The following is a 23,881-nucleotide window of genomic DNA, read 5'->3' on the forward strand; positions in this document are numbered from 1 at the left end:
TAGCGGACCTTAAACAGCGGGTAAAACGAAACAGGGTACGTGCGAACACATACCCTGCGTAGTCGTGGAGATTAGGACACTTGCAGAACTTGCATGGAGTTAGTACCGCCTAACTCACCAATATCTGCGCCGCGTGTCAGGATGACAAGGTCGCCGCTTTGCAGATAATCTTTAGCTTTCAAGCCTGCCAGAATCTCATCATTGAGCTTGTTCTCTGCAACCGCAGTTGCATCAAAGAACATCGCTTCCACACCGCGGTAAAGTGCCATACGGCGCATAACGCGATCGTGGCGTGTCAGTGCATAGATCGGCAGCCCAGAGCGGATACGTGACATCCAGCGTGGTGTAGAGCCTGATTCGGTTAAGCAGATAATCGCTTTAATACCGACCAAATGGTTGGCGGTATACATCGCTGAGCGAGCGATGGTTTCGTCAATGCGATCACCGCGCTTAGTGATGCTGGTAACCGTGGGGCGCGCTTGCTGGTGGCGCTCGGCGCCTTGGCAGATCTCGGTCATGGAGCGCACCACTTCAACAGGGAAGTCACCGGCGGCGGTCTCTGCTGACAACATGACGGCATCGGTACCATCCAGTATCGCGTTGGCCACATCAAACACCTCTGCACGGGTTGGCATGGGCGCTTTGATCATGGTTTCCATCATTTGGGTGGCCGTGATCACAGAACGGTTGAGCTCGCGGGCGCGGTTGATGATGTGCTTCTGTTGGCCGATTAGCTCGGCATCGCCAATCTCTACGCCTAAATCGCCGCGCGCTACCATAACTGCATCGCTGGCAAGAATGAGGTCGTCTAGCACTTGGTGGTCGTGCACGGTCTCAGCGCGTTCAATTTTTGCGACCAGCTCGGCGCGAGCACCTGCCTCTGCTAGCAGCGCGCGTGCTTCCTCCATATCGGCAGCCGAGCGGGGGAAGGAGACCGCGATATAGTCCATATCGATCTGTGCGGCGGTTTTGATATCGCGCTTGTCTTTATCGGTGAGCGCCGCAGCGGATAGCCCGCCTCCTTGCTTATTGATCCCTTTGTTGTTCGATAGCGGGCCGTTGAGCAGCACCTTTGTCTCAACGCGGGTGCCCGAGACGCTGAGCACTTTTAGCTGCATGCGGCCATCGTCGAGCAGTAATACATCCCCCGGCGCACAGTCTTGCGGGAGGTCTTTGTAGTCGAGCCCCACTTGCGTTTGATCCCCAGCCGTATTGTCTAGGGCGCTATCTAGCGCGAAGTGATCGCCAATCTTGAGTTCAATGCGATCATTTTGGAACTTGGCGATGCGGATCTTAGGGCCTTGCAAGTCGCCCAGTACCGCGACAACTTTACCCAGGCGGCGTGCCGTATCGCGAACCTCTTGAGCACGACGGCGGTGATCATCGGCTGAGCCATGCGAGAAGTTGAGCCGCACAACATTAACCCCCTCCTTGATGAGCTGTTCCAGTACGCCTGGTTGATCGGTTGAGGGACCTAGTGTGGCAACAATCTTGGTTCGTTTAAGCATAACCATTCTCTTTTTGGCAGTTAGCGAGGGCGTTCAAAAAATGCGCCTAATGGCAGTGGAGGTTTCCGAAGAACACGTGGACAGCTATTATGCTAGGACATTTTTGATACGTCTGGCCCTGATAGTATCAACGTTTTGTGTACATTATTCGAAGGTAATCTGTTCTGGCAAGATCTTTTCCTACCTATCGCCCTCTGATTGCAGCGGTGCTGATCTGTGGCTTTATCCTGTTGTTAGCGCAGGTGGATATCTTGGTGCGCCAAAGCGCGCTAGAGCAGCTTCAGCAGCGCACGCTTGCGGATCTCAACCGCTATGCGTTGAGCTTGCAGCAGCGGCTGGACCGGTTCAAAAACCTGCCGGGGCTATTGGCTACCCATCTTGAGCTGAGGCTTCTGCTATTAGACCCCGACTCCAAGCAACTGCAAACGGTGGCAAATGAGCACCTTGAGAGTGTTAACCGTCGTATAGGCGCTGCAGAAACCTATCTGTTAGATCGCAATGGTATGACGTTGGCGGCGAGCAATTGGAACCAGCCGCTTTCGTTTGTGGGCGGCGACTATAGCTTCAGGCCGTATTTCCAAGAGGCCGTTCAAGGGGAGAGCAGCCGCTACTTTGCGCTTGGTACCCGCTCCAAACGCCGTGGTTATTACTTTGGGCATCCGGTTGAACGGGGCGGTGAAGTGATCGGTGTGGTGGTCGTTAAGATCGATCTAAACGACATTGAGGAGGATTGGGAGTCCCCCGAGACCGACCTGCTCGTTACCGACAGCGACGGCATCGTCTATATCTCGACTGAGCCGAAGTGGAAGTTTCGTGCCGTGCAGCCGTTGTTGGAGAAAGACCGGCTTAGAATTGTGCGCAGTAATCGTTATGGCGATGCTGAGCTTGATCCGATTGGCTTTACCGAGCGTGAGCAATGGCGTGAGGGGGTGAGCTTGGTGTCGTTAGTGATTCCGGGGCAGCGCTTAAAAGAGAGCTACGTACTGCAACGCACGGCTGTACCCGGAGCACAATTTGATGTGGCTATCTTAGCCTCGACACGGCCAGTTAACCGCCAAGTGTGGGAGATGATCTCGCTGGTGGCGGTAATCTATCTGGCCGCTGTACTGTTGGGGCTGGTGCTGTTATCGCGGCGGCGTATCTTGCGCGAGCGTGAGCGCTTTAAAGCACGCGAGTTAAGAAACCTAGAGGCAAATGAAGCACGCATTCGTGCGATCCTTGATAGCACCCAAGCGGGGCTGTTGACCATCAACCATCAGGGCCGCGTGCTCTCTGCAAACCGTAAAGCTGAGCTGTTGTTCGGCCTCTCCCAAAGTAGCTTTTGTGATCAACTGTTTGATGATGTTTTACACGGCACGGAGCAAGCGCTGCGCTGGGACTCGCTGCGTGATGAGGTCAAAGACTCGGTTGATGAGGTGATGCTTGAGTGCGAAGCGCAGCGCTTTGATGGCAGCCACTTTCCGGTGGAGATCGCCATCGGTTTAATGCCGCAGCATCGTGGCGTGTGGCACCGCCAGCATTTTATCATCACCGTACATGATATTACCGAGCGCAAAGAGTACGAGCGTGCGCTACGCGAAGCGCAGGTGGCACTGGAAAGCCGTGTGGCTGAGCGTACCCGTGATCTTACCACCGCAAACGACAAGCTGCGTGAAGAGATTCAACTCCACAAAGGCACTCAAAACGAGCTGATTCAAACGGCGAAGCTTGCGGTGCTGGGGCAGATGTCTGCGGGGATTAACCACGAGCTGAATCAACCTCTGACGGCCATTCGTGCCTATGCTGATAATGCCCAGCAGTTCTTGCGTATGGAGCGTTTGGACCCGGTCGCGCAAAACCTACGCGAAATTGGGATGCTGACACAGCGTATGGCGCAGATTATTCATCCCCTGAAAGAATTCTCCCGAAAGACCAGTGGGCAAGCGGAACCGGTGTGCTTAAAGTCGGTTAAAGATGGTGCGATGTCGATTATGTATGGCCGCTTACACCGCGAGACAGTGGAGGTTGTCTGGCCCGATGGGTTGGATAGTGCGTTTGTACTGGGTGATATTGTGCGCATCGAACAGGTGATGGTGAACCTGTTAGAAAATGCGATTCAAGCGATGGAGCAAAACGAGACGAAGCAGGTCGATATTCGGCTGGAGCAGCAAGACGAGTTGATCGTCTTGGTGGTGCACGATAACGGGCCCGGTATCAGCGATGCAGAGCTTGCCCGTATTTTTGAGCCATTCTACACCACCAAAAAAGCGGGGCAGGGGCTTGGTCTGGGGTTATCCATCTCCCATCGAATCGTGGCCAGCATGAATGGCGAATTGAGTGTGTCGAACCACAGCGAGGGCGGCGCTGAATTTCGTTTAGCTCTCCCAAAGGGCGATAAGCCCGCATTGAAAGAGATATGAGGCAGTTATGCAGTTAGATTCCAATTCACCGTGTTCAGTGATGCTGGTGGATGATGAAGAGCACATCCGCATCTCGGCCGGACAAACGCTGGAGCTTGCCGGTTATCCGGTGACCTGTTGCGCGAATGCTCAGCAAGCGCTTGATGTGCTGGCAGATGGTTGGGTGGGCGTTATGGTCAGCGATATCAGTATGCCGGGTATGGACGGGCTGGCGCTGATGCGTGAAGTCCAGCAGCGCAACAGCGATATCCCGGTGATTCTGATTACCGGCCATGGCGATATCAGTATGGCCGTGGGTGCGATTCGCGATGGCGCATATGACTTTATCGAGAAACCCTTCTCCGCTGATCTGTTGCAAGATGTGGTGAAACGAGCGGTTGAAAAGCTGACCCTGACGCTAGAGAACCAGCGCTTACGCCGCGAGCTTGAGGCGCAGAGCGCCCCAGGGCCGCGTTTGATCGGTAAAACACCGGCTTTGCAGCAGCTACGGGGTTTAGTGCAAGCGGTGGCTGATACGCCTGCCGATATCCTGATTTTGGCTGAAACCGGTTCCGGTAAAGACTTAATGGCGCGTTATATCCATGAACACAGCAACCGCCGGGATAAGAACTTTGTGGCGATCAATTGCGGGGCCGTGCCGGAAAACCTGATCGAGAGTGAGCTATTTGGCCACGAAAAAGGTGCGTTTACGGATGCTAAGGCGCGTCGTATTGGTAAGTTCGAACATGCCAATGGCGGTACGCTCTTTCTGGATGAGATCGAAAGTATGCCGTTGGCGCTGCAGGTGAAGCTGCTGCGGGTGATCGAGGAGCGCAGCGTTGAGCGCTTGGGCTCAAACGAATCGATTCCGCTGGATCTACGTATTATCGCAGCCAGCAAAGCGGACTTGAAACAGCAAGCCGAGCAAGGTTTGTTTCGAGAGGATCTCTACTACCGCTTGAATGTCGTTAAAATCGATATTCCGCCCTTGCGTGAACGTCGTGACGACATCCCGTTGCTGTTTCAGCACTTTGCGATTGTTGCATCAACACTGTACGGGCGCGAAGTTGTGCCGCTCAGTGCCGAACGTATGCACAGTTTGGTGACGCACGATTGGCCGGGCAATGTGCGAGAGTTGCGCAACCTAGCAGAACGCTATGTGCTGCTGGGTGAAAACTGTACCTTTGATTTTGATGATCAGCCGATTTTAGATGCGACAGAGCGCGGCCATATGACGTTACCACAACAGATGGAACGTTTTGAAAGAATGCTGATTCAAACCGAGCTTGCCCGTCACGGTGGCTCGATCAAGGATACGCAAGAGAGCTTAGGGCTACCGCGCAAAACCTTGTACGACAAAATGAAGAAGCACGAGATCAATAAAGACGATTTTAAAAACTAGTGGTCCATAAAAAAGCCCCTGCTCAGCAGGGGCTTTTTCGTCACGGGCTCTTTTTATAGCTTAAAGCGGTTTACCAAGGCTTCGAGCTGGTTGGCAAGGGAGCCGAGTTCGCTGGATACGTCGTCTAAGCGGCCTGCTCGTTCTGCGGTTAGACGTGCGTTGTTGTTGATCTCTAGTACATTATCTTCAACGCTGGCGGCCATCTGTGACTGCTCGCGAATCGCACTGGCTACCTGATGGTTCATGTCGTTGATCACCCGCACCTCCTCTGCGATGTTCGTCAGGGAGTCGGTGGTGCGTTGTACGCTTTCTACGCCCGTCCCAGCACGGCTCATCGCTTCATCCATAACGCTTACAGCTCCGCGAGCATCCTGCTGCAGCTGAGAGATGATCGTGTTGATCTCTTCTGTTGAGCTGTGAGTGCGGCTAGCCAAGGTGCGCACTTCATCGGCGACGACGGCGAAGCCTCGGCCTTGCTCACCAGCGCGCGCGGCTTCAATGGCTGCGTTCAATGCGAGCAAGTTGGTTTGCTCAGCGATCTTCTGAATAACCTCCAACACTGTGCCTACATTTTGGCTTTGGGTGTTGAGGTTTTCGATCACCTCAGTGGCATGGGTCATCTTCGCTTTGAGCTCTTCGATCGAGTGCAGCGCGGCTTGTGTAATTTTGGTGCCTTTGGTGCTCTCAGTCATCGCCAGATCAGAGGCTTCTACCGTGCTTTGTGCGTTTTGCTCGACACTGCGGGTTGCGGCTTCCATCTGCTCCATAGCTGAGGCTACTGAGCTTGTTTGCATCTGCTGATTGGCGGTGGCTTCCGCCGCTTGGTGAGCGATCTCTGTGATCTGATGGCTAGAGTTACCGAGCTTTAATACAGTATCGCTGACTTGCCTTAAGCTACTTTGGAAGTGGTCGAGCATGGAATTAAACGCAGATGACATCTGGCCGATCTCATCGTTTGAGGTGTTCTGAGTACGTAAGTTGAGGTCAGCTTCGTCTTCAATGCGTTGAATCGTATGACTAAGCTCGTTAATCGGGCGCACCACCAGCTTACGTAGCAACAGGCTGATTAAGATGATACCCACGGTGAACAGCCCCAGTTCAACTAGCGCAACCGCAGTGATGTTACTCATCACCGTTTTGTCCATCGCTGCAAACGAGTAGGTCACACGCACGGCACCCAATACCTCGCCTTTATTGACCGGGTGGCACATCAGGCAGTTGGTACCTTTATAGTCCTCTTCAGCACGCATGGGCGTAACCACGACCAGACGATGACCATCTTTATCGTCCAGCTCCTCGATGATTTGCTCACCGTTCATAGCACGGCGGTCAAAGTCATCCATCACCTTAGAGTCGGGTGTGCCCGCGCCATACATCTTTGTGACGGCATCACCACGAATGATGCGCGCTTCAGTGAGGTCTGGGTTGGAGAGTATCTTCTCTTGCAGAGTGCCGCGGTTTGCCATGGCTCCACTGAGCATCAGGATGTTGATGCTGTCGAAGTAGGAGTCGGCGGTATTCACTGTTGTGTTACGCGCGACATCGCGGCTTAGGTTCATCTCACTGTTATAGATCGCCGTTAGACTACCGATCAAAACGATGATGAAAACAGCCACCAAGGATAAGTTAACTTTTGTTTGAATTGACATCTCAGTGGTCCGTTTCACTGTGAATCCTTACATTAGATTTGTTTGATAAATCTCTTGATTTAGAAAGAGATTTCGGCACGTCGTTAGGAATCTTTATAGTTCGGTTATGACCATTGTTCAACTTGCCACTGTGTACAAAGTGAACTAATTGACGTTTATCAAACCCTAAATGGCGGAAAACGACTCATCTTGATTTTGCTCTGGGCGGAAATCCACCCATTTTTTCGGGGCGATCTACTGCGGTTTTTTATTAAGATATTGAAATAATTAAAATTTTTTCTTTTGGCCTTTTCTTTGCTATCTCCATCAGGACTTGTTCATGCGTGTGCCGAGCACGGGCATGGGGGACAGCGTGATTTGATGAGACGTATCACGCTGCGCCACAGCGCAACAATCTGAATAAATCCAAAAATTAGGAGAAGCGTTATGCGTTTATTAACTGCCGCGGTGACTTCCATTGCACTGGCTCTCGGAGCCCAAGCTGCTGTTGCTGCACCTGTTGAGATCAAATTTTCCCACGTTGTGGCGGAAAACACCCCAAAAGGCCAGATGGCACTGAAATTTAAAGAGCTGGTTGAAGCGCGCCTGCCGGGTAAAGTGGAAGTTAAAGTTTTCCCTAACTCTCAGCTATTTGGCGACAACAAAGTTCTTGAAGCGATGTTGCTAGGTGATGTGCAGATGGCTGCACCTTCACTGTCTAAGTTCCAGAAATACACGAAGAAACTACAGATCTTCGATCTACCTTTCCTATTCAAAGATATGGACGCAGTTGAGCGCTTCCAGAATGGTCCAGAAGGCCAAGAGCTGCTGGGCTCACTGCGCAAGAAGGGCCTTGTCGGTCTAGGTTACCTGCATAACGGTATGAAGCAACTGTCTGCAAGCCAGCCGCTAAAAACACCGGCTGATGCGGCGGGTAAGAAGTTCCGCATCATGACATCTGACGTACTGCAAGCGCAGTTTGAGGCGGTTGATGCGGTACCTTTGAAAAAGCCATTCTCTGAAGTATTCACCCTGCTACAAACCAAAGCGATTGATGGCCAAGAAAACACCTGGTCGAACATCTTTTCGAAGAAGTTCTTCGAAGTGCAGCCATACATCACTGAATCCAACCACGGTGTGCTGGATTACCTTGTTGTGACATCGGCTGAGTTCTGGATGGGTCTGGACGATGACCTGAAAGCTGAGATCCAGAAAGCCCTGAATGAAGCGATCAAATACGGTAACGGTATCGCGGCAGAAAAAGCGGATTCTGATAAGCAGAAGATCATCGCATCTAAGCGCTCTGAAGTGCTTGAGCTGACTGATGCTGAGCGTGCTCAGTGGGTTGAAGCGATGCGTCCTGTTTGGAAGCAGTTCGAAAGCGAAATCGGTGCTGATCAGATCAAAGCGGCAGAAGCTGCGAACAACTAATCAGCCTGCGCACGGTTGTGCGCGTCTAGATCGTTGGGTAGCGCGGCTGCGCTACCCAACACCTCGGGCTTTCCAGAGGAGAGCTTCAGTATCCTGAGAGGGAGCTGTCCTGTGGATCTTCTTTTTTAATCTGAACGACGTGAGTCGTTGCGGGGGTTGTTATGGTACGTAATCTCGTGACAAAGCTAGAGGAAGGGTTTTTATCGCTGCTTCTAGTGTCGATGACCTTACTGGTGTTTGCCGAAGTGGTAGCCCGGTTTGGTTTTAACGCAGGTATCCATTGGGCACAGGAAGTGACCTTGCTGATTGCTGCTTGGTTTGTTCTGTTTGGTGCATCTTACGGGGTAAAAGTAGGTGCCCATATCGGCGTTGACGTTTTCGTAAAGATGCTACCTAGCGGACCTCATCGCTTCTTTACCCTACTCGCGGTTGCGCTGTGTCTAGTGTACTGCGGCTTGTTCTTGTACGGCTCTTGGATCTATCTGAGCAAAATGAAGATGATCGGTATCGAGCTTGAGGATCTACCCGTACCCAAGTGGATCCCGATGACTATTCTCGTGATCGGCTTTGTGTTGCTCATTGTGCGCTTTTTGCAGCTGGGGTGGAAAGTGGTCACTCGTCAGGCAGATGGCTTCCACTTTGCCGATGAAGCTGAAGAGTCCATGGAGCTTGCGAACGAGCTTAAAGAGACGGCTATCGGTTCTGATGCTGCCAACAATGATCAGCCGAAGGAGAACAAAAAATGACCATTGCCGTGCTGTTTTTCGTGCTATTCGCATGCATGTTTATGGGGATGCCTATCGCGGTTGCGCTTGGTTTGTCCTCAGTGACGACGATCCTATTGTTTTCCAATGACTCGCTGGCTTCTATTGCGTTAAAACTTTTTGAAGCAACCTCTGAGCACTACACGCTCTTGGCGATTCCTTTCTTTATTTTGTCGTCTGCTTTCTTATCGACGGGCGGTGTTGCGAAGCGCTTGATCAACTTCGCGGTTGATTCTGTCGGCCATATTCGTGGCGGCTTGGCGATGGCCTCTGTTATGGCATGTATGCTGTTTGCAGCGGTATCTGGTTCGTCTCCGGCTACTGTGGCGGCGATCGGTACCATCGTTATCGCTGGTATGGTGCGTGCAGGTTATCCGCAAGCCTTTGCGGCGGGTGTGATCGCGAATGCCGGTACGCTGGGTATCTTGATTCCGCCATCGATCGTCATGCTGGTATATGCGGCTGCAACGGAAGTGTCAGCGTCGCGTATGTTTATGGCAGGCTTTATTCCGGGTCTGATGATGGGCTTAATCTTGATGGTGGCGATCTATATCGTGGCACGCATCAAAGGTTTGCCATCACAACCGTTCCCAGGTTTCCGTGCGCTGGCTAAGTCAGGCTTGATTGCTCTGGGCGGTTTGATGTTGATCATCATCGTGCTGGGCTCTATCTACGGTGGTATTGCCTCGCCAACAGAAGCTGCAGCGGTTGCGGCCGTTTACGGTTACCTGATTGCGGTGATGGGCTATCGCGATATTGGTCCGTTGAAGAACGTCCCTTGGCGTCACGAGGGCGAAGCGCTGCCAAAAGCGGTGGTGCGAAATACCGTCCAAATGTTGCTGGCGTTTCCAAAGTCGTCCTTTGATCCCGAGGTACGTAAGACAATTTTGGATGCCGCAAAAGTATCGATGATGCTGTTGTTCATCATTGCGAATGCGATGCTGTTTGCGCACGTTCTAACGACTGAACGTATTCCACACACCATTGCTGAGCAGATCATCGCTTGGGGCTTACCAGCTTGGGGCTTCTTGATTGTGATGAACATTCTGCTGTTGATTGCGGGTAACTTTATGGAGCCATCAGCGATTCTGTTGATTATGGCGCCAATCTTGTTCCCAATCGCGACGCAGCTAGGCATTGATCCTATTCACCTAGGTATCATCATGGTTGTGAACATGGAGATCGGGATGCTAACACCGCCTGTGGGGCTGAACCTCTTCGTGACGGCGGGTATCACAGGCCAGAACATGGTCTGGGTAATCAAAGCCTGCTTACCATGGCTCTGCTTGCTGTTGGGCTTCTTGATGTTGATCACGTACGTTCCGCAGATCTCGTTGTTCCTGCCGGAGTATATCGATCACCTAAAAGGTTACTAAAACCGTTTCTGCACCGCTGCAAGCGAGCGTCTCATCTGGCTTGCAGCTCGTTAAATAGTGCTTTGACCACCGCCTGTGCGGTGGTTTTTTTTTGCCTGTTATTTCTGAGAAATGCGCAACTTTTTTATAGTGCCCATATCGATGAGCTGTTACCGTGCGGTTTTTAAATCGTAACTGTAACTCTTTAGGGCTGGGCTGATGTCTTACGCGCTGCTGTCTTTGTTTATTCCAACCTTCTTTTTTGTCTCAATTACGCCGGGTATGTGCATGACGTTGGCGCTGAGTTTAGGAATGTCGATTGGTGTGCGCCGCAGTTTGCATATGATGTGGGGTGAGTTGCTCGGCGTCGGCTTGGTGGCGGCTGCGGCAGCTTTGGGTGTGGCAACACTGATGCTCAAGTTCCCAGAGGCCTTCGTGATTTTAAAGCTGGGTGGTGGTGCTTATCTGCTGTGGTTAGGTATCCAGATGTGGCAGTCAAAGGGCAAGCTGGTGATGCCAGAGCCTGGTTCCGAAGTTGTGGTGCAAGGCAACTTTCAACTAGCGCTCAATGGCTTTGTTACGGCGATCGCCAACCCTAAGGGGTGGGCTTTTTTTGTGACGTTACTGCCGCCGTTTCTAGATCAGAATGCGCCACTTGCGCCTCAACTGGCGGTGCTTATTCTGATGATTCTGCTCTTGGAGTTTATCTGTTTGCTGATCTACGCCAGTGGTGGAAAAGCGTTGAGCCATCTGCTGATGGATCGTGGCAATGTGAAGCTGATGAATCGTATCGCAGGTAGCCTAATGATGGTTGTGGGTGTCTGGTTAGCGTTCGGCTAACACTGTGCAAGTGCAAAAGGGTATACTGTTGGCTTTGCTAATGGTGACAGTGGAGCAAGTGTTCAGGTGGGTTACATAGCAGCACTATGGGGCTTTGTCGGTATCTTTTTGCTGATCGGCAGCGCCGTTGTTCGTTTGGGTTATATTGGCTTACAAACCTTTAACTACCCTTTGGAGTGGCATCATTGGTTGGCCATGGCATTTAGCATCGTGTTTATGGGCTTTGCTGAAGGCTACCGCGGGTTCCAAAAAGCGTGGGCTCCACGTGTCGCGGCGCGCATTCATTATCTATCCAAACATACCACCCCCGTTCGGTTAGTGTTGGCGCCGCTGTTTTGTATGGGCTTCTTCACTATCGAGCGCCGCCGTATGTTGGTCACCTACTGCCTAACATTTGGCATCATTTTAATGGTGCTCCTCGTGCATAAATTGGAGCAGCCTTGGCGCGGTGTGGTGGATCTAGGCGTTATTACCGGATTGATCTGGGGGCTAACAGCGCTACTGATCTTTACTGTTAAGGCGTTTTTTACCACCGCTTTTCAGCACTCTCCTGAGATTCCGCATACGGTCGAGTCATCAAGCTATGAAAGTTAAACTGTTGCTAGTGTTGAGTTTTGCCTTGTGTCTACAAGGGTGTGTCTTAACAAAAGTTGTGACGGTACCCATGCGTATCGGCGGTGCTGTGATTTCAGTGGTTCCCGTGATAGGTGACCCGATAGATGAGAGTATCGATACCGTGGCAGATGGTATCGATACAATACCGATCTAATAAAAGAGCTCCCATCGGGGAGCTTTTTTGTGGCTGCTTTTGTTACTGTAAGAAGAGCTGATACGCGGGGTTGTCGGTCTCTTCCCAGAAGTTGTAACCGATCTCATTGAGATAGTGCTGAACTTCGTCGCGCTCCTCTTCAGGAACCTGCATCCCCACCAATACGCGCCCGTATGCTGCACCATGGTTCCTGTAATGGAACATCGAGATATTCCAACGCCCGCCTAAGGTGCTGAGGAATTTCATCAAAGCGCCTGGGCGTTCTGGAAACTCAAAGCGATAGACCACTTCATTGGTGACGCTCTTGGGAGCATGGCCACCTACCATATAACGCACGTGTAGCTTGGCTGATTCGTTATCCGTAAGGTCAACCACTTCACCAATATGCTCTTGCATCTCGGCGAGTAGCTCCGCTTTACCGTCATTGTTGGCGCGGATCTGAACGCCTGCAAATACGACGGCTTCGCTATCGCTGCTATAGCGGTAGTTGAATTCGGTAATGTTACGCTTGCCCAGTGCTGCACAGAATTTACGGAAGCTGCCGGGTTTTTCAGGGATCTTCGCAGCGATGATCGCTTCACGCTTTTCACCCAGCTCCGAGCGCTCAGCGATGTGGCGCAAGCGGTCGAAGTTGACGTTGGCACCGGAGTTGATCGCCACCAGTGTTTTGTCTTCAAGGTTATGCGTCTGCGCATATTTTTTTAGACCGGCTACACCCAGCGCACCCGCTGGCTCACAGATAGAGCGGGTATCGTCATAGATATCTTTGATCGCCGCGCAGATCTCATCGGTTGTTACCGTGATCACGTCATCGACAAACTCTTTACACATCTCGTAGGTATTTGCGCCAATTTGCGCCACCGCAACGCCATCGGCGAAGATGCCAACCTGAGATAGGGTAAGACGCTCGCCACTGTCCATCGCTAGCTTCAAGCAAGCAGAGTCTTCTGACTCAACGCCGATCACTTTGATACCAGGGCGAACATATTTAATGTATGTCGCGACGCCTGCGATAAGGCCACCACCTCCTACTGGGATGAAAATAGCTTCAATAGGGCCAGATTCCTGCTCAATAATCTCCATGCCGACGGTGCCCTGACCTGCGATAACATCGGGGTCATCAAAGGGGTGGACATACGTTTTACCCTCTTTCTCCACCAGCTCTTGCGCCAGTTTGGAGGCGTCATCGAACGCATCGCCGTGCAGGACAACGCGTCCACCTAAGCGGCGCACATTGTTGACCTTCACATCAGGGGTTGTTTTTGGCATCACAATAGTCGCATCAACGCCCAAGCGCTGTGCAGCCATCGCTAACCCTTGTGCATGGTTACCAGCGGATGCGGCAACCACACCGCGTGCTTTTTCAGCTTCGGTCAGCTGAATCATTTTGTTGTATGCGCCACGAATTTTGAAAGAGAATACCGGCTGCTCATCTTCGCGCTTGAGCAGTACGCGGTTATTCAGACGTTCAGACAGGCCGCGTGCGGGTGACAGCGGCGTTTTTACGGCTACGTCATAGACGCGAGCCTGCAGTATTTTCTTGATGTATCTATGCGGCATGATAGGAGATTCTTTGTAGTAATAATGGACTGCACCGCGGCACAGTTAAGTAGACCAATAGCCCCGCAGCCTTGAGCAAAAGCGAGGGGATCAGAAATCGTACAAGTTGCGCTGCTATTCGTCTACAAGCGCGACGCAATGGCGCGTATAATTTCGACTAAAGCCAACCTTCAAGTGAGAAAACAGCATGACACAAGATGAGATGAAGCAAGCGGTCGCACAGGCTGCCGTTGATTACATACAGCCTAAGCTTTCTAGCGACTCGGTTGTTGGTGTCGGAACGGGCTCAACGGCTAACTTCTTTATCGACGCCTTGGCGAAGGTGAAGCACCTATTTGATGGTGCCGTGGCAAGCTCTGAAGCTACAGCTGAGCGCCTTAAAGCGCACGGAATCACGGTGTATGACTTGAACGAAGCAAACGTACTGGATGTGTATGTTGATGGCGCTGATGAGTTTGATGGCCACCTAAACCTAGTCAAAGGCGGAGGCGGTGCCTTAACACGCGAGAAGATCGTTGCGGCCGTGGCAAAGGAGTTTGTTTGTATTGTTGATGCGAGCAAAAAAGTCGACGTATTGGGCGATTTTCCATTGCCGATCGAGGTGATACCGATGGCGCGCTCTTACGTGGCACGTGAAATTGTTAAGCTGGAAGGGATGCCGGTCTATCGTGAGGGCTTTGTAACGGATAACGGCAATGAAATTCTGGATGTACACCATCTCGATATCGTCAATCCGAAAGAGCTAGAGCGCACTTTAAACAATGTAGTGGGTGTGGTGACGTGCGGTCTTTTCGCGAATCGCGGTGCGAATATTGTATTGATGGGCACGGAGCGTGGTGTCGAGACGATTAAGCTTTCTTAAGTTGTCGCGCCTAGATAAGAAAAAACCGCGTTTAACGCGGTTTTTTTCATTTCACTGCACGATTTTAACAAGTGCGATGCTGACCGGCATAGTGACCCAAAGCATGGCCACTAGGTTGACCGCTACCCAGCCAAAGCTTGCTGAGTCACGAAAGTTTTCATCATGATCTGCCATAAAATTCACCCTGATAATTTGTTAATTGCATAGAACTGTATTTTTTTTGGGCGGAATCTTAGCAGTAAAAGTGAGGGTTTTATAGCGTTAGGTTATATCCCTTCTTTTTGTAATGTTATTCGGGTCTAGAGCCAAGCCTTTCAAAGGCACCAATCTCCCGCCATTTTCTGTAGTAGCACTTTATTGCGCGATGGTTTCTCGCGTGGGCCATTGGCATTCAAAATACGCAGCACCCAGCGCTCCAGATAGCTAGGCAGCGGGGTTGCGGCGTCTGTTGTAGTGGCGATATAGAATTGATCAACGGCGTATCGTGCTGTGAAAACGTGGCCGGTAGTGGTGTCCACCATAATGAGCCCCTCCTGTAAGCCGCCACAGTGGTCGCGAGTGCCCTTCATAATTAAGAAGGGCTCGCGCACTTGTATCGGTACAAAGCCGCCGCCTAAATTTTTGAAGAGGCGTTGAAACTCCTGCTCCCCCAACAGAGTCAGTAGAACGACGTATAGGTAATCCTCGTACATCGGTTCGCGCAGGTATTGGCTATGGTAGCGCTTGAGCTTAGCGGCGCTCTCAGGATCAACAAAGATCTGATTATCCTCAGCTGCGTAACGAATGGTGACTTGGTGGTGCCAGGCCTGTTTTGGTACAGCTTGGAGTGACGGTTGCCAGAGCATTAAGCCCAGCATCAGCCAGAACCACGTAGCGTTTGGTGTTAGGGAAAGAGGTTTAAATTTCATCGTATCGGTGCAAGGATGCTGTTAGGTTACACGCTAGCTTAGCGGGTAGCGCGTGTGATGGCGCTAGCGCTTAAGTTGTAAGTATTCGGCAAACGATCAAGGTTGAGAAAACTGCTTTTGTGAGCAAAGGATTTATATGAAGCTACTGTTATCGCTTATTGTCATCGTCTTACTTGGGTTACATACGCTGCCATACTTGGTGCGTGACCAAGTGGTGATTTGGTTGCGGGACCACGGTGCGCAGGAGGCGCATTTTGAAGCGATTAATATCAACTGGTTTGATGGCTCTATCGCTCTTACGAAGCTTTCCGCGACCGCTCCTGATGCGCCTCCGATTAATGTTGGACAGCTGGATCTGGGCATCGATTACAAAGCGCTGTTTGAGCAACGCGTACTCGTTAAGCACCTTGCTGTGAAAGAGGTGCAAACAGGGCTGTATCAAAAGCAAGATGATCTATGGCTTGGGCCGATCAACTTAAGTGCATTGTCAGACGATAAACCAGAGAGCCCCGATACTACCGCGAGCGACGAGCCATCGGCATGGCGCTTTGGTATTCAGTCTGTTGCGATCGATTCGTTGGTTTGGGCGCTGGATATTCCGCCGTATAAGCAGAGCCTGTTTATCGAAACGGCCGAACTGAATTCGTTGTTGCAATGGGATGAGCAAGCGACGACAGCGCTGCAACTGAAAGGCACCTTGAACGGCTCTTCGTTTGATATTGAGAGTGAAGCTACGCCACTGCCTGCGCAAAAGGTATCTACCTTATCCCTAAAGTTGGATCAGTTCCCGTTAGAAAGCGTCGCTGCGCCGTGGGTGCCGCAACTAAAAGGAACCTTGACGACGAACCTCTCTGTTAAAGTGGATCTCACCGATCTGAGCGGCCGCATTGAGCATACCGGTGATATCAAGGTAACGGGCTTTCGCTGGCAGGACGAGGGTCTATCAGCCAAAGACCAAGTGCTGACATGGGCAGGTAAAGGGGTCGTTGATCTTAAAGACGCCGCACCAGAGAAGATCACCTTAGCCGGGCGAATCCAATCAAATGGTGTGGCATTGCAGCAGGATGACGCGCTTGACCTGACACTGGCCAAACTGGGGTGGCGAGGTGATATCGCCATGGCTTTTGCCAATGGTCAGCTTAAGCAGGTAAAAGGCCCGCAGACGGTTAGCTTGGGTCAGCTCGATCTGACTCAACCGGGACTACAACTGAGCGCAAAGAGCCTCACGCAGCAAGGTCCGCTAACGCTCGATTTTGGTAAGCAAGGCCCACAGCGTATAACGCTGGGTACAGCGCTAGATGTACAAACGCTAAGCTTACAGCAGGGTGAGATGGCGCTGCAGTTGGACAGCGTTCGCCAGCAAGGGCCGTTGTCGGTGACATTAGGGGAGGGCGGACCACAGCAAGTGACTGCGGCGATTGATGCCGCATTAGCGGGGCTATCGTTATCGCAACCAGCGTTGCAGCTGAAAATGGCTGGCGCTGATATCCGCTCTCAAACTGAACTCGCTTGGCGGGAAGCGGAGCTAGCAACGATTAGTGCTACTCCTGACATTCGCCTCAAGGGGCTAGATCTTAGTCAAACAACGGGGCTGGTGGTGCGCACTGATAGTGCCACTCTCAAGGCGCAGCTCAACGAGATGTCACCCACCGCACCCAAAATTACGGCGGCCGATGTCGCGCTTGAACAGCTCTATGTAGCGGCAGATAAAGCACCCTTAACGCTTGCCTCACTGGATCAACTGGCGCTGAGCAATGGCTATTATGATGCCAAGATGATCAGTGCGGACCGTATCCGCTTGGCAAATCTAAAAGCGAACTACCAAGAGGGCTCAGCGCCCATGGTGGCAGCGGGCAGTATTGATATCGCGCAGTTCAGTATGACTGAGCTAGCGCGGCTTGTTATTGAGTCCATTGTGATCAATCAAATGACGACCGAAGTCACGGTCACTAAAGCGCAAGCGATCAAAGAGGTTGAGCGCTTACAAGCGGCGTTGGCAACGCTATCGGGCCCTAGCGCCGCACCCGAGAAGGGCGTTAAATCCGACAACAACGATGCAGGCATGACCGTGCGTATCGGAAAAGTCAGCCTGGCTGATACAAATCTGGTGCGTTTTGCGGACAATAGCGTGGCGCCACGTTTTCAGTCTGAAGCGAGCATTACCGCGCTGAATATCGCCAATATTGATACCGGCTCGGAGCAGCAAAGCCAGTTTAGTGCCAAAGCCACGATCAACAAGCGTGCTTCACTGGCGGTGGATGGCAAGCTAAACCTGTTTGGCGCAGATAAAAATGGCAACTGGAAGCTAGAACTTAACAACATGCAGCTACCAGTGATCAGCCCGTACGCCGGAAAGTTTATCGGCTACTACCTACAAAGTGGCCAGATGAACTTTGCTAGTGATGTCACATTGAAAAAGAGTGAGCTGTCAGGCACGAATCAGATCGACCTGCGCCGTATCGAAGTGCAGCCCGCACAAAATAGCGCGACCGGTAAGTTCAACCAGCAGTTGAGTATGCCATTAGGCACCGCCATCGCGGTGCTTGAAGACGGCAACGATAATATCAAGCTAGATCTGCCCGTTGAAGGCTCCTTGAACGACCCTAAGTTTGGCTATCAGAGTATTGTTGAGCGGCTCGCGAAAAAGGGCCTCAAGCAGGCTGCGTTTAGCTTCCTTACCAAGTCACTTCAGCCATATGGGGCGCTGATCTCCATTGCTAAAACGGCGATCGATGCCAGCCAGTCCGGGGCGTTTATCAATCTGGCACCGGTTGGGTTTGTGGCGGGTGAAAACCAGCCTAATGCAGACGCTAGCGATTACGTTGCGAAAATCTCAGGGATGCTCAAAGAGCGTGATGCACTGCGCTTGAATGTGTGCGGAAACGCGGTTTTAGCAGATAAACAAGCACTGCTGCCTGAACTTGAAAAGATGAACAAAAAGCGTGAAAAGCCACTAACTGCCGAACAGCTTGATGAAATAGTGACGGATAAGCTTCAAGTGCTCGCGGGTGAACGTGGCGAAACCGTTATGGATATGTTGCTGAAACAGGGCGTGCCGCAGAAGCAGTTGTTTAGCTGCTTTGCCGTGCCGAATACGAAGAACGCAGAGTTAACGCCGGGGGTTGCGTTAGCGTTGTAACAAACAATAGAAAGGGGCCTGAGGCCCCTTTATTTTTGTGAGTTTAGCTGCCGCTTTTAAGCAATGTGTAGCTGGTGGGGAGTGGCAGAGGTTTGCGCACTAATCGCCCGGTGATGGTTAGCAAAAGCACGGCAATCGCCGGAACGCATAACCAAAGCAACGGGTGCCATTGCGGGGTGATCTTTAGCAACTGCTGGTAGATCAGAGCCAGTAACCCTTCGCTGATAAAACACGCAACCAAACCACTCGCGCAGCCGATCATGCAATATTCCAGCATATCCAACTGGCGGGTTTGGCGCTCGGTTGCGCCCATCGTGCGCAGCAGTGCCACCTCAAAGCGGCGCTTGACTAAGTCTTGTTGCACAATCGTGATGATGAGCACCAAACCGCTTAGCAGTGTCAGCACCATAATCATCGAAGCGCTATCGCTTAGCTTGCTGATCAGTTCTTGCGCTTGGGCGAGTAGCTGCTCGATATCGATCACCGTTAGGGTCGGGAAATCACTCAGTAGTGTTTTCGAGACGCCTTGTTGCGAACTATCCAAGCGGAAGCTCGTGATATAGGTGGCCGGTAAGGCGTCGATCACGCCGGGCGAGAAGATCACATAGAAGTTGGGTCGGAACGATGCCCATTCAACGCCGCGAATACTCGTGATGCGGCCAGTAAAGGTCTCGCTGCCCACTTGAAATCCGAGCGTATCACCCAGCTGCAAACCCAGATCTGTTGCCATCGACTGCTCAACCGATATCGACTCTTTGGCATCACTCCAGGCGCCCGCCTCCAGTGTATTGTGCGCTGGAATGGCATCGGTGAAGGTGAGGTTTAGCTCGCGATTCAGCGTGTTGTGTTCTAGCTGAGTGGGTGTAAACGCGTCATCTTTATCAACCCCGTTAATACTGGTGATGCGGCCCCGAATCATAGGGTAGAGCTGGCTATCGATCTGCTGCTCCGCTAGCCACTCGGTGACGCCGTCTTTCTCCCATGGTTGGATATTGATAACAAAGCGGTTAGGCGTGTCGGCGGGCAGTTGGCTTTGCCATTGCTGCAATAGATCTTGGCGCGCAAAGAACAGCACGGTCATAAGCGTTAACAGGAGTACCAATACACCACCTTGCACACGATGCCATTGGCGCTGCTGGCGGATGCGCAGTGTAAGCAGCGGCATCAAACGTAGACGCCCTTTGAGAAGACTGCACGCATGGTGAATTAAGCGTTGTACCACCCAGCCTGCTAACCAACCCGCCAGCAGAAGCGTTACGCTTAGCAGCGCCGCTAGTACAACGGATTCAACAAAGAGCACCATCAGCAAGAATAGCCCCGGCGGCAGAATCCAATAGAGGCGCTTATTCTGAGCAAACGTGCTGTCGCTGTTCGGGTTAAACAAACTGAGAATCGATGCTTTACCCAGCGGTAGCAGGGTGGTTAAGCCCGCCAGCATTAAGACTGCACCGGCAAGCGCTGCGCTGCTAAAGAGTGCAAAAAGATCAACAGCTGGGAGCGGCTTGGGCAGCAGGTCCGCCAGCGTGAGCATCATCAATTGATGTAACCCTAAACCGATAAAGGTGCCGGGAATCGCAGCCAACAGCCAGCCTAGCACGAGCTGCCAGCTAAACAGGGGTAACAGTTTGGCGCGTGGCAGACCTAAGCTCAGTAGCAGTGCGGTGCGTTGTTGTTGATCGGCAGCGAAGCGACGCATACTCAAATAGATCGCGAAGGCACCTAGCAACAGTGCGAACAGCGCGCTCAAGCGCAGATACTGCCCAGCGTTTCCGATAGCGTTGCGGGTGGTGGGTTGATCGCCGGATGCTTCGTATAAGCGCTGCCAGCTCTGCAGTTGCGTTTGTGACTCGGCTTTGAAAGTGGCGAGTGCATCGGCATCACCGGCGAGCAGTAACCGATATTGTGCGCGGCTACCCGGTGCGATAACACCCGTTGCAGCAAGGTCTTCGCTGCGCATAATGATCTGTGGGTTGAAGCTGCGAAAGCCGCTGCCGCGGTCCGGACTTGCAGTGATCACGTGACTGACGGTGAAAGTGGAGTAACCGATCTGGAGCGTATCGCCAACTTCAATGCCTAAACGGCTCAACACGTTAGGCTCAGCCCAAATATTACCTAGCTCAGGAAGCGTGGTTGCCGCGGCTTCTTGGAGGGTGATCTCGCCGCGCAGCGGATAGGGTGGTGTGACAGCGCGAATTGAGGCTAGCAACATCGCGTCGCCTGCTTCGGTCATGCTGGCAAACTGGATTACCGGGGCAGATTGAAGGCCCAGTTTTTGGGCATCCTGCTGCCAAGTATCAGCCAGTGGTCGGCTGCTGCTGAGTACCATATCAGCGCCAAGAAAATCAGCGCTGCGCTGCGCCACGCTTTTTTGTAGCCGGTCGCCAGTTAAGCTCAGCAGGGTGATCAAGCTGGTCATCAAAAAGATCGAGATCAGCAGAGCTCGCCAATCGCTGCGGCGTAATTGGCTAAATAGCTGCCTGCGCGCCAGTTTAGCAATCATGCGTTGCGACCTCTTGTTGCGGCAATACTTCGAGTAACTTGCCCTGCTCCAAGCGGTATTGGCGCGAGCAACGCGCGGCTAGGGCTGGGTCGTGGGTGATCAAGATCAGCGTTGTCTGGTGGGTCGCATTCATATCAAAGAGCTGATGAATGATCTTTTCACCGGTTTTCGTGTCTAGATTACCGGTAGGTTCATCGGCAAATAGGATGTGCGGTGCTGTGACGAACGCACGAGCAATCGCGACACGCTGCTGTTCACCGCCTGAGAGTTGGCTGGGGTAGTGATGACAGCGTTCTTTCAAACCGACCTGTGTGAGCAGTGTGCGAGCGCGCTCTGCGGCATCGCGATCACCACGGATCTCGAGCGGCAGTTGCACGTTCTCCTGAGCTGTTAGTTCAGGCAGCAGATGAAACGACTGAAAAATAAAGCTAAGGTGTGTGGCGCGCCAACGTGAACGCGCTTCATCATCTAAATGATTAATATCTTCGCCAAGTAGGCGAATGGAGCCATCAGTGGGCTCATCAAGCCCCGCCAACAGGCTAAGAAGTGTGGATTTGCCCGCACCCGATTGGCCAATGATCGCTACGCTCTCGCCCTGCTCAATCGTAAGAGAAAGGTTCTCGAAGAGCGTTAGTGGCTCGGTTTGCGTTGCGAATGTTTTTGCGAGAAGGTTGGCTTCAAGTGCGTAAGGAGTTGTCTCTGTCATGAAATTTATCCGTTTCCTCATCCTGCTGTCCGTGATCGTTAGCAGCAGCGTTCAGGCACGTACCCTACTGGTACTGGGTGATAGTTTATCCGCAGCCTATGGTATCGACCCCGCGAAAGGCTGGGTGGCCCTGTTGGACGCGCGGCTAAAGCAAAGTTACGACGATATCACGGTTGTTAATGCAAGCATCAGTGGTGAAACCACCCAAGGCGGTTTGACGCGTTTGCCGGCGTTGTTGGAGAGACATCAACCGCAGTGGATAGTTCTGGAGCTGGCAGCGAATGATGGCTTGCGTGGCACACCGCTGCGCATTATCGAAAAAAACCTTGAGCACTTACTAGATATGAGTACGCAGGCGGGTGCACAGCCGATCATTGTCGGTATTCAGCTGCCGCCCAACTATGGCCCGTCGTACACGCGTAAGTTTTACAATCTGTTCTCTGAGTTAGCAGATGAGTATGGCATCCCGCGCGTGCCGTTTCTATTAGAGGGTGTTGCCCTTAATCATGATCTAATGCAGGCAGACGGTTTGCATCCGACAGCGGAGGCGCAGCCGATTTTGCTAGAGAATGTCTGGCCATACATTAAGCCGATGATCGATGGCTAGGAGGATGAGTATGAAACCTACCACGTTAATACGCGTTACAGTGCTGTGCGTCAGCGCCGTATTGGCCGGTTGCAGCGCCATGAGCCAGAAGGAGTGCCAACAGGCGGATTGGAGCTTAATGGGCGAGGTTGATGCCAGCCAAGGCCGCGCATTTGCAGCCATTGATACCTACCGCAAAGAGTGTGCAGAGCACGATATCCATCCCGATAGCCAAGCGTATCAAGCGGGTTTTGAACGCGGTTTAGAGCGATTCTGTAGCCGCAGCAATGGCTTCTATTTTGGTAAGCGCGGTGGCCAATATAAAGGGACGTGTAGCAACCATCATGAGCAGGATTTCTTGGCTGGCTATGAGCCAGGCTTTGAACTTTTCATGATTCAAGATCGCATCACCAAGCTCAACATGGGGGTGCAAAGCGATGAACAGGAAGTGCGCCAACTGCAGGAAGAGATTGATGAGCGCGAAGCGCGGCTCATTAAAGAGGAGCTAACACCCGGTGAGCGCGCCGTGCTGCTAAAAGAGATCAAGGCACGCCATGGGCAGATCTTCCATCTCAAACAGGATTTGCGGGATAGACGCTTGAAGTTGCTGCAGATGCAGCAAGATTTGCGTAAAAAAACACAGCTCGTAGAGCGATAACGGAGACCATCGTGAAGTACATTTCGTTTCAATATCAGGGACGCGCAGGATTTGGGTGTGTTGATGGCGAACATGTTATCGACCTTACCGGTGTTGCCGACTGTATCGATTTGAAGAGCTATCTGCAAAGCGCCGTGTGGGGAGAAACTGAGCACTTCTCGGTATGTCCTCGGCTATTGCATGCTGAGGTTGTGCAGCAGCCCGTGATTCCCAACCCTGAAAAGATTCTCTGTGTTGGTTTGAACTATGAGAGCCATCGTTTAGAAACCGGTATGCCTGAGATGGAGCATCCGGTGTTATTTACCCGTTTTGCTTCAACACAGATTGCTCACGGCGCACCAATTGTGCGTCCGCATGTGTCAGAGAAACTCGATTTTGAAGGGGAGTTGGCCGTGATTATCGGGCGCACCGGGCGGCACATCAAAGCGGCCGATGCTGATGCGTATATCGCTGGATACAGCTGCTACAACGACGCCAGTATTCGCGATTGGCAGATGCACACGCGCCAGTTCACGGCCGGCAAGAACTTCGATAGTACCGGTGCGTTTGGGCCGTGGCTCGTTACCCCCGATGAGATGACCGGCCTGCCGAATCGTACCGTAACGACTCGCTTAAACGGTGAGGTTGTCCAGCATGCGCCCTTTTCTGATCTGATTTTTGATGTGCCTGCACTGATTGAATATATCTCGACGTTCTGTACGCTCCAACCCGGTGATGTGATTGTCACCGGCACGCCAGGAGGGGTGGGTGTTGTGCGTAAGCCGCGCTTGTATATGAAGCCCGGTGATGAGATAGCGGTCGAGATAGAGGGCATTGGCGTTCTAAGCAACCCGATCCAACAAGAGCGCTAAGTGCGACTAAAGTCCGCTGTGGTTGGCGCACCAATC

The 23,881-nt window shown here is 52.2% G+C and carries 20 protein-coding genes; 13 read left to right on the top strand and 7 right to left on the bottom strand.

What is annotated here, in order from left to right:
* Positions 1-71: 71 nt before the first annotated feature.
* Positions 72-1,508 (bottom strand): pyruvate kinase, encoded by a 1,437-nt coding sequence (gene pyk / locus EOE65_RS14350; RefSeq protein WP_127695013.1) that lies wholly within the window; start codon positions 1,506-1,508, stop codon positions 72-74.
* Between the two features lie 206 nt (positions 1,509-1,714).
* Here pyk and EOE65_RS14355 point away from each other — a divergent pair, with 206 nt between their 5' ends.
* Positions 1,715-3,907 carry an ATP-binding protein gene (locus EOE65_RS14355; protein WP_240657008.1) on the top strand — a complete coding sequence of 731 codons (2,193 nt, stop codon included), beginning with the start codon at positions 1,715-1,717 and terminating at the stop codon, positions 3,905-3,907.
* Positions 3,908-3,914: 7 nt separating this feature from the next.
* On the top strand, positions 3,915-5,288 hold the full coding sequence (locus EOE65_RS14360; RefSeq protein WP_127695015.1) for a sigma-54-dependent transcriptional regulator: 1,374 nt from the start codon (positions 3,915-3,917) through the stop codon (positions 5,286-5,288).
* Positions 5,289-5,341: 53 nt separating this feature from the next.
* Here EOE65_RS14360 and EOE65_RS14365 read toward each other — a convergent pair whose 3' ends face one another.
* The gene (locus EOE65_RS14365) at positions 5,342-6,937 is read right to left on the bottom strand and encodes a methyl-accepting chemotaxis protein (RefSeq protein ID WP_127695016.1); all 1,596 of its coding nucleotides are present in this window, start codon (positions 6,935-6,937) and stop codon (positions 5,342-5,344) included.
* A 426-nt stretch (positions 6,938-7,363) separates the two neighbouring features.
* Here EOE65_RS14365 and EOE65_RS14370 point away from each other — a divergent pair, with 426 nt between their 5' ends.
* The 6 genes from EOE65_RS14370 (at position 7,364) to EOE65_RS14395 (ending at position 12,075) form a co-directional block, all read left to right on the top strand.
* Positions 7,364-8,347 (top strand): TRAP transporter substrate-binding protein, encoded by a 984-nt coding sequence (locus EOE65_RS14370; RefSeq protein WP_127695017.1) that lies wholly within the window; start codon positions 7,364-7,366, stop codon positions 8,345-8,347.
* Positions 8,348-8,508: 161 nt separating this feature from the next.
* A complete protein-coding gene (locus EOE65_RS14375) occupies positions 8,509-9,093 on the top strand; it encodes a TRAP transporter small permease (protein ID WP_127695018.1) in 585 nt (194 codons plus the stop codon).
* A complete protein-coding gene (locus EOE65_RS14380; protein WP_127695019.1) occupies positions 9,090-10,487 on the top strand; it encodes a TRAP transporter large permease in 1,398 nt (465 codons plus the stop codon). Before EOE65_RS14375 ends, EOE65_RS14380 begins: the two co-directional genes overlap by 4 nt.
* Before the next feature lie 198 nt (positions 10,488-10,685).
* A complete protein-coding gene (locus EOE65_RS14385) occupies positions 10,686-11,306 on the top strand; it encodes a LysE family translocator (protein ID WP_127695020.1) in 621 nt (206 codons plus the stop codon).
* Positions 11,307-11,372: 66 nt separating this feature from the next.
* Positions 11,373-11,900: a hypothetical protein gene (locus EOE65_RS14390; protein WP_127695021.1), complete on the top strand. Its 528-nt coding sequence runs from the start codon at positions 11,373-11,375 to the stop codon at positions 11,898-11,900.
* Positions 11,890-12,075: a DUF6726 family protein gene (locus tag EOE65_RS14395; RefSeq protein WP_127695022.1), complete on the top strand. Its 186-nt coding sequence runs from the start codon at positions 11,890-11,892 to the stop codon at positions 12,073-12,075. The genes EOE65_RS14390 and EOE65_RS14395 overlap by 11 nt, the downstream gene beginning before the upstream one ends.
* A gap of 42 nt (positions 12,076-12,117) precedes the next feature.
* Here the strand turns inward: EOE65_RS14395 and ilvA are convergent, their stop codons facing one another.
* Positions 12,118-13,635 (bottom strand): threonine ammonia-lyase, biosynthetic, encoded by a 1,518-nt coding sequence (ilvA, locus tag EOE65_RS14400; RefSeq protein WP_127695023.1) that lies wholly within the window; start codon positions 13,633-13,635, stop codon positions 12,118-12,120.
* A 187-nt stretch (positions 13,636-13,822) separates the two neighbouring features.
* Between ilvA and rpiA the strand changes: the two genes are divergently transcribed.
* Complete coding sequence (gene rpiA / locus EOE65_RS14405) at positions 13,823-14,497, top strand: ribose-5-phosphate isomerase RpiA (RefSeq protein WP_127695024.1); 675 nt, start codon at positions 13,823-13,825, stop codon at positions 14,495-14,497.
* A gap of 51 nt (positions 14,498-14,548) precedes the next feature.
* Here the strand turns inward: rpiA and EOE65_RS18365 are convergent, their stop codons facing one another.
* Both EOE65_RS18365 and EOE65_RS14410 read right to left on the bottom strand, forming a co-directional pair.
* Positions 14,549-14,671 (bottom strand): hypothetical protein, encoded by a 123-nt coding sequence (locus tag EOE65_RS18365; protein ID WP_276317526.1) that lies wholly within the window; start codon positions 14,669-14,671, stop codon positions 14,549-14,551.
* A 140-nt stretch (positions 14,672-14,811) separates the two neighbouring features.
* Complete coding sequence (locus EOE65_RS14410) at positions 14,812-15,405, bottom strand: hypothetical protein (RefSeq protein WP_127695025.1); 594 nt, start codon at positions 15,403-15,405, stop codon at positions 14,812-14,814.
* A 136-nt stretch (positions 15,406-15,541) separates the two neighbouring features.
* Here EOE65_RS14410 and EOE65_RS14415 point away from each other — a divergent pair, with 136 nt between their 5' ends.
* The gene (locus EOE65_RS14415) at positions 15,542-18,544 is read left to right on the top strand and encodes a DUF748 domain-containing protein (protein ID WP_127695026.1); all 3,003 of its coding nucleotides are present in this window, start codon (positions 15,542-15,544) and stop codon (positions 18,542-18,544) included.
* Positions 18,545-18,587: 43 nt separating this feature from the next.
* Here EOE65_RS14415 and EOE65_RS14420 read toward each other — a convergent pair whose 3' ends face one another.
* The gene (locus EOE65_RS14420; RefSeq protein ID WP_127695027.1) at positions 18,588-21,044 is read right to left on the bottom strand and encodes an ABC transporter permease; all 2,457 of its coding nucleotides are present in this window, start codon (positions 21,042-21,044) and stop codon (positions 18,588-18,590) included.
* A complete protein-coding gene (locus EOE65_RS14425) occupies positions 21,034-21,750 on the bottom strand; it encodes an ABC transporter ATP-binding protein (protein ID WP_127695028.1) in 717 nt (238 codons plus the stop codon). The genes EOE65_RS14420 and EOE65_RS14425 overlap by 11 nt, the downstream gene beginning before the upstream one ends.
* On the opposite strand from EOE65_RS14425, the gene EOE65_RS14430 reads away from it, so the two are divergent.
* From EOE65_RS14430 to EOE65_RS14440, 3 genes are read left to right on the top strand one after another with little or no spacing between them, the layout of a single operon-like run.
* Entirely contained in the window at positions 21,749-22,357 is a 609-nt protein-coding gene (locus EOE65_RS14430; protein WP_127695029.1) for an arylesterase, read from the top strand. The genes EOE65_RS14425 and EOE65_RS14430 overlap by 2 nt on opposite strands.
* Before the next feature lie 10 nt (positions 22,358-22,367).
* Positions 22,368-22,994: a DUF2799 domain-containing protein gene (locus tag EOE65_RS14435; RefSeq protein WP_164847122.1), complete on the top strand. Its 627-nt coding sequence runs from the start codon at positions 22,368-22,370 to the stop codon at positions 22,992-22,994.
* Between the two features lie 11 nt (positions 22,995-23,005).
* Positions 23,006-23,845 (top strand): fumarylacetoacetate hydrolase family protein, encoded by an 840-nt coding sequence (locus EOE65_RS14440; protein ID WP_127695031.1) that lies wholly within the window; start codon positions 23,006-23,008, stop codon positions 23,843-23,845.
* Positions 23,846-23,881: the final 36 nt, after the last annotated feature.

It is taken from the genome of Neptunomonas marina, assembly GCF_004005935.1.
GTDB lineage: Bacteria > Pseudomonadota > Gammaproteobacteria > Pseudomonadales > Balneatricaceae > Neptunomonas > Neptunomonas marina.

What these genes read in the sequence shown, in the direction of transcription:
- EOE65_RS14375 (WP_127695018.1), top strand. Translation starts at nt 8,509, where the DNA reads ATGGTACGTAATCTCGTGACAAAGCTAGAGGAAGGGTTTTTATCGCTG.
- rpiA (WP_127695024.1), top strand. Translation starts at nt 13,823, where the DNA reads ATGACACAAGATGAGATGAAGCAAGCGGTCGCACAGGCTGCCGTTGAT.
- EOE65_RS14435 (WP_164847122.1), top strand. Translation starts at nt 22,368, where the DNA reads ATGAAACCTACCACGTTAATACGCGTTACAGTGCTGTGCGTCAGCGCC.
- EOE65_RS14370 (WP_127695017.1), top strand. Translation starts at nt 7,364, where the DNA reads ATGCGTTTATTAACTGCCGCGGTGACTTCCATTGCACTGGCTCTCGGA.
- EOE65_RS14360 (WP_127695015.1), top strand. Translation starts at nt 3,915, where the DNA reads ATGCAGTTAGATTCCAATTCACCGTGTTCAGTGATGCTGGTGGATGAT.
- EOE65_RS18365 (WP_276317526.1), bottom strand. Translation starts at nt 14,671, where the DNA reads ATGGCAGATCATGATGAAAACTTTCGTGACTCAGCAAGCTTTGGCTGG.
- EOE65_RS14425 (WP_127695028.1), bottom strand. Translation starts at nt 21,750, where the DNA reads ATGACAGAGACAACTCCTTACGCACTTGAAGCCAACCTTCTCGCAAAA.
- EOE65_RS14415 (WP_127695026.1), top strand. Translation starts at nt 15,542, where the DNA reads ATGAAGCTACTGTTATCGCTTATTGTCATCGTCTTACTTGGGTTACAT.
- EOE65_RS14365 (WP_127695016.1), bottom strand. Translation starts at nt 6,937, where the DNA reads ATGTCAATTCAAACAAAAGTTAACTTATCCTTGGTGGCTGTTTTCATC.
- EOE65_RS14410 (WP_127695025.1), bottom strand. Translation starts at nt 15,405, where the DNA reads ATGAAATTTAAACCTCTTTCCCTAACACCAAACGCTACGTGGTTCTGG.
- EOE65_RS14385 (WP_127695020.1), top strand. Translation starts at nt 10,686, where the DNA reads ATGTCTTACGCGCTGCTGTCTTTGTTTATTCCAACCTTCTTTTTTGTC.
- EOE65_RS14395 (WP_127695022.1), top strand. Translation starts at nt 11,890, where the DNA reads ATGAAAGTTAAACTGTTGCTAGTGTTGAGTTTTGCCTTGTGTCTACAA.
- EOE65_RS14420 (WP_127695027.1), bottom strand. Translation starts at nt 21,044, where the DNA reads ATGATTGCTAAACTGGCGCGCAGGCAGCTATTTAGCCAATTACGCCGC.
- EOE65_RS14430 (WP_127695029.1), top strand. Translation starts at nt 21,749, where the DNA reads ATGAAATTTATCCGTTTCCTCATCCTGCTGTCCGTGATCGTTAGCAGC.
- ilvA (WP_127695023.1), bottom strand. Translation starts at nt 13,635, where the DNA reads ATGCCGCATAGATACATCAAGAAAATACTGCAGGCTCGCGTCTATGAC.
- pyk (WP_127695013.1), bottom strand. Translation starts at nt 1,508, where the DNA reads ATGCTTAAACGAACCAAGATTGTTGCCACACTAGGTCCCTCAACCGAT.
- EOE65_RS14380 (WP_127695019.1), top strand. Translation starts at nt 9,090, where the DNA reads ATGACCATTGCCGTGCTGTTTTTCGTGCTATTCGCATGCATGTTTATG.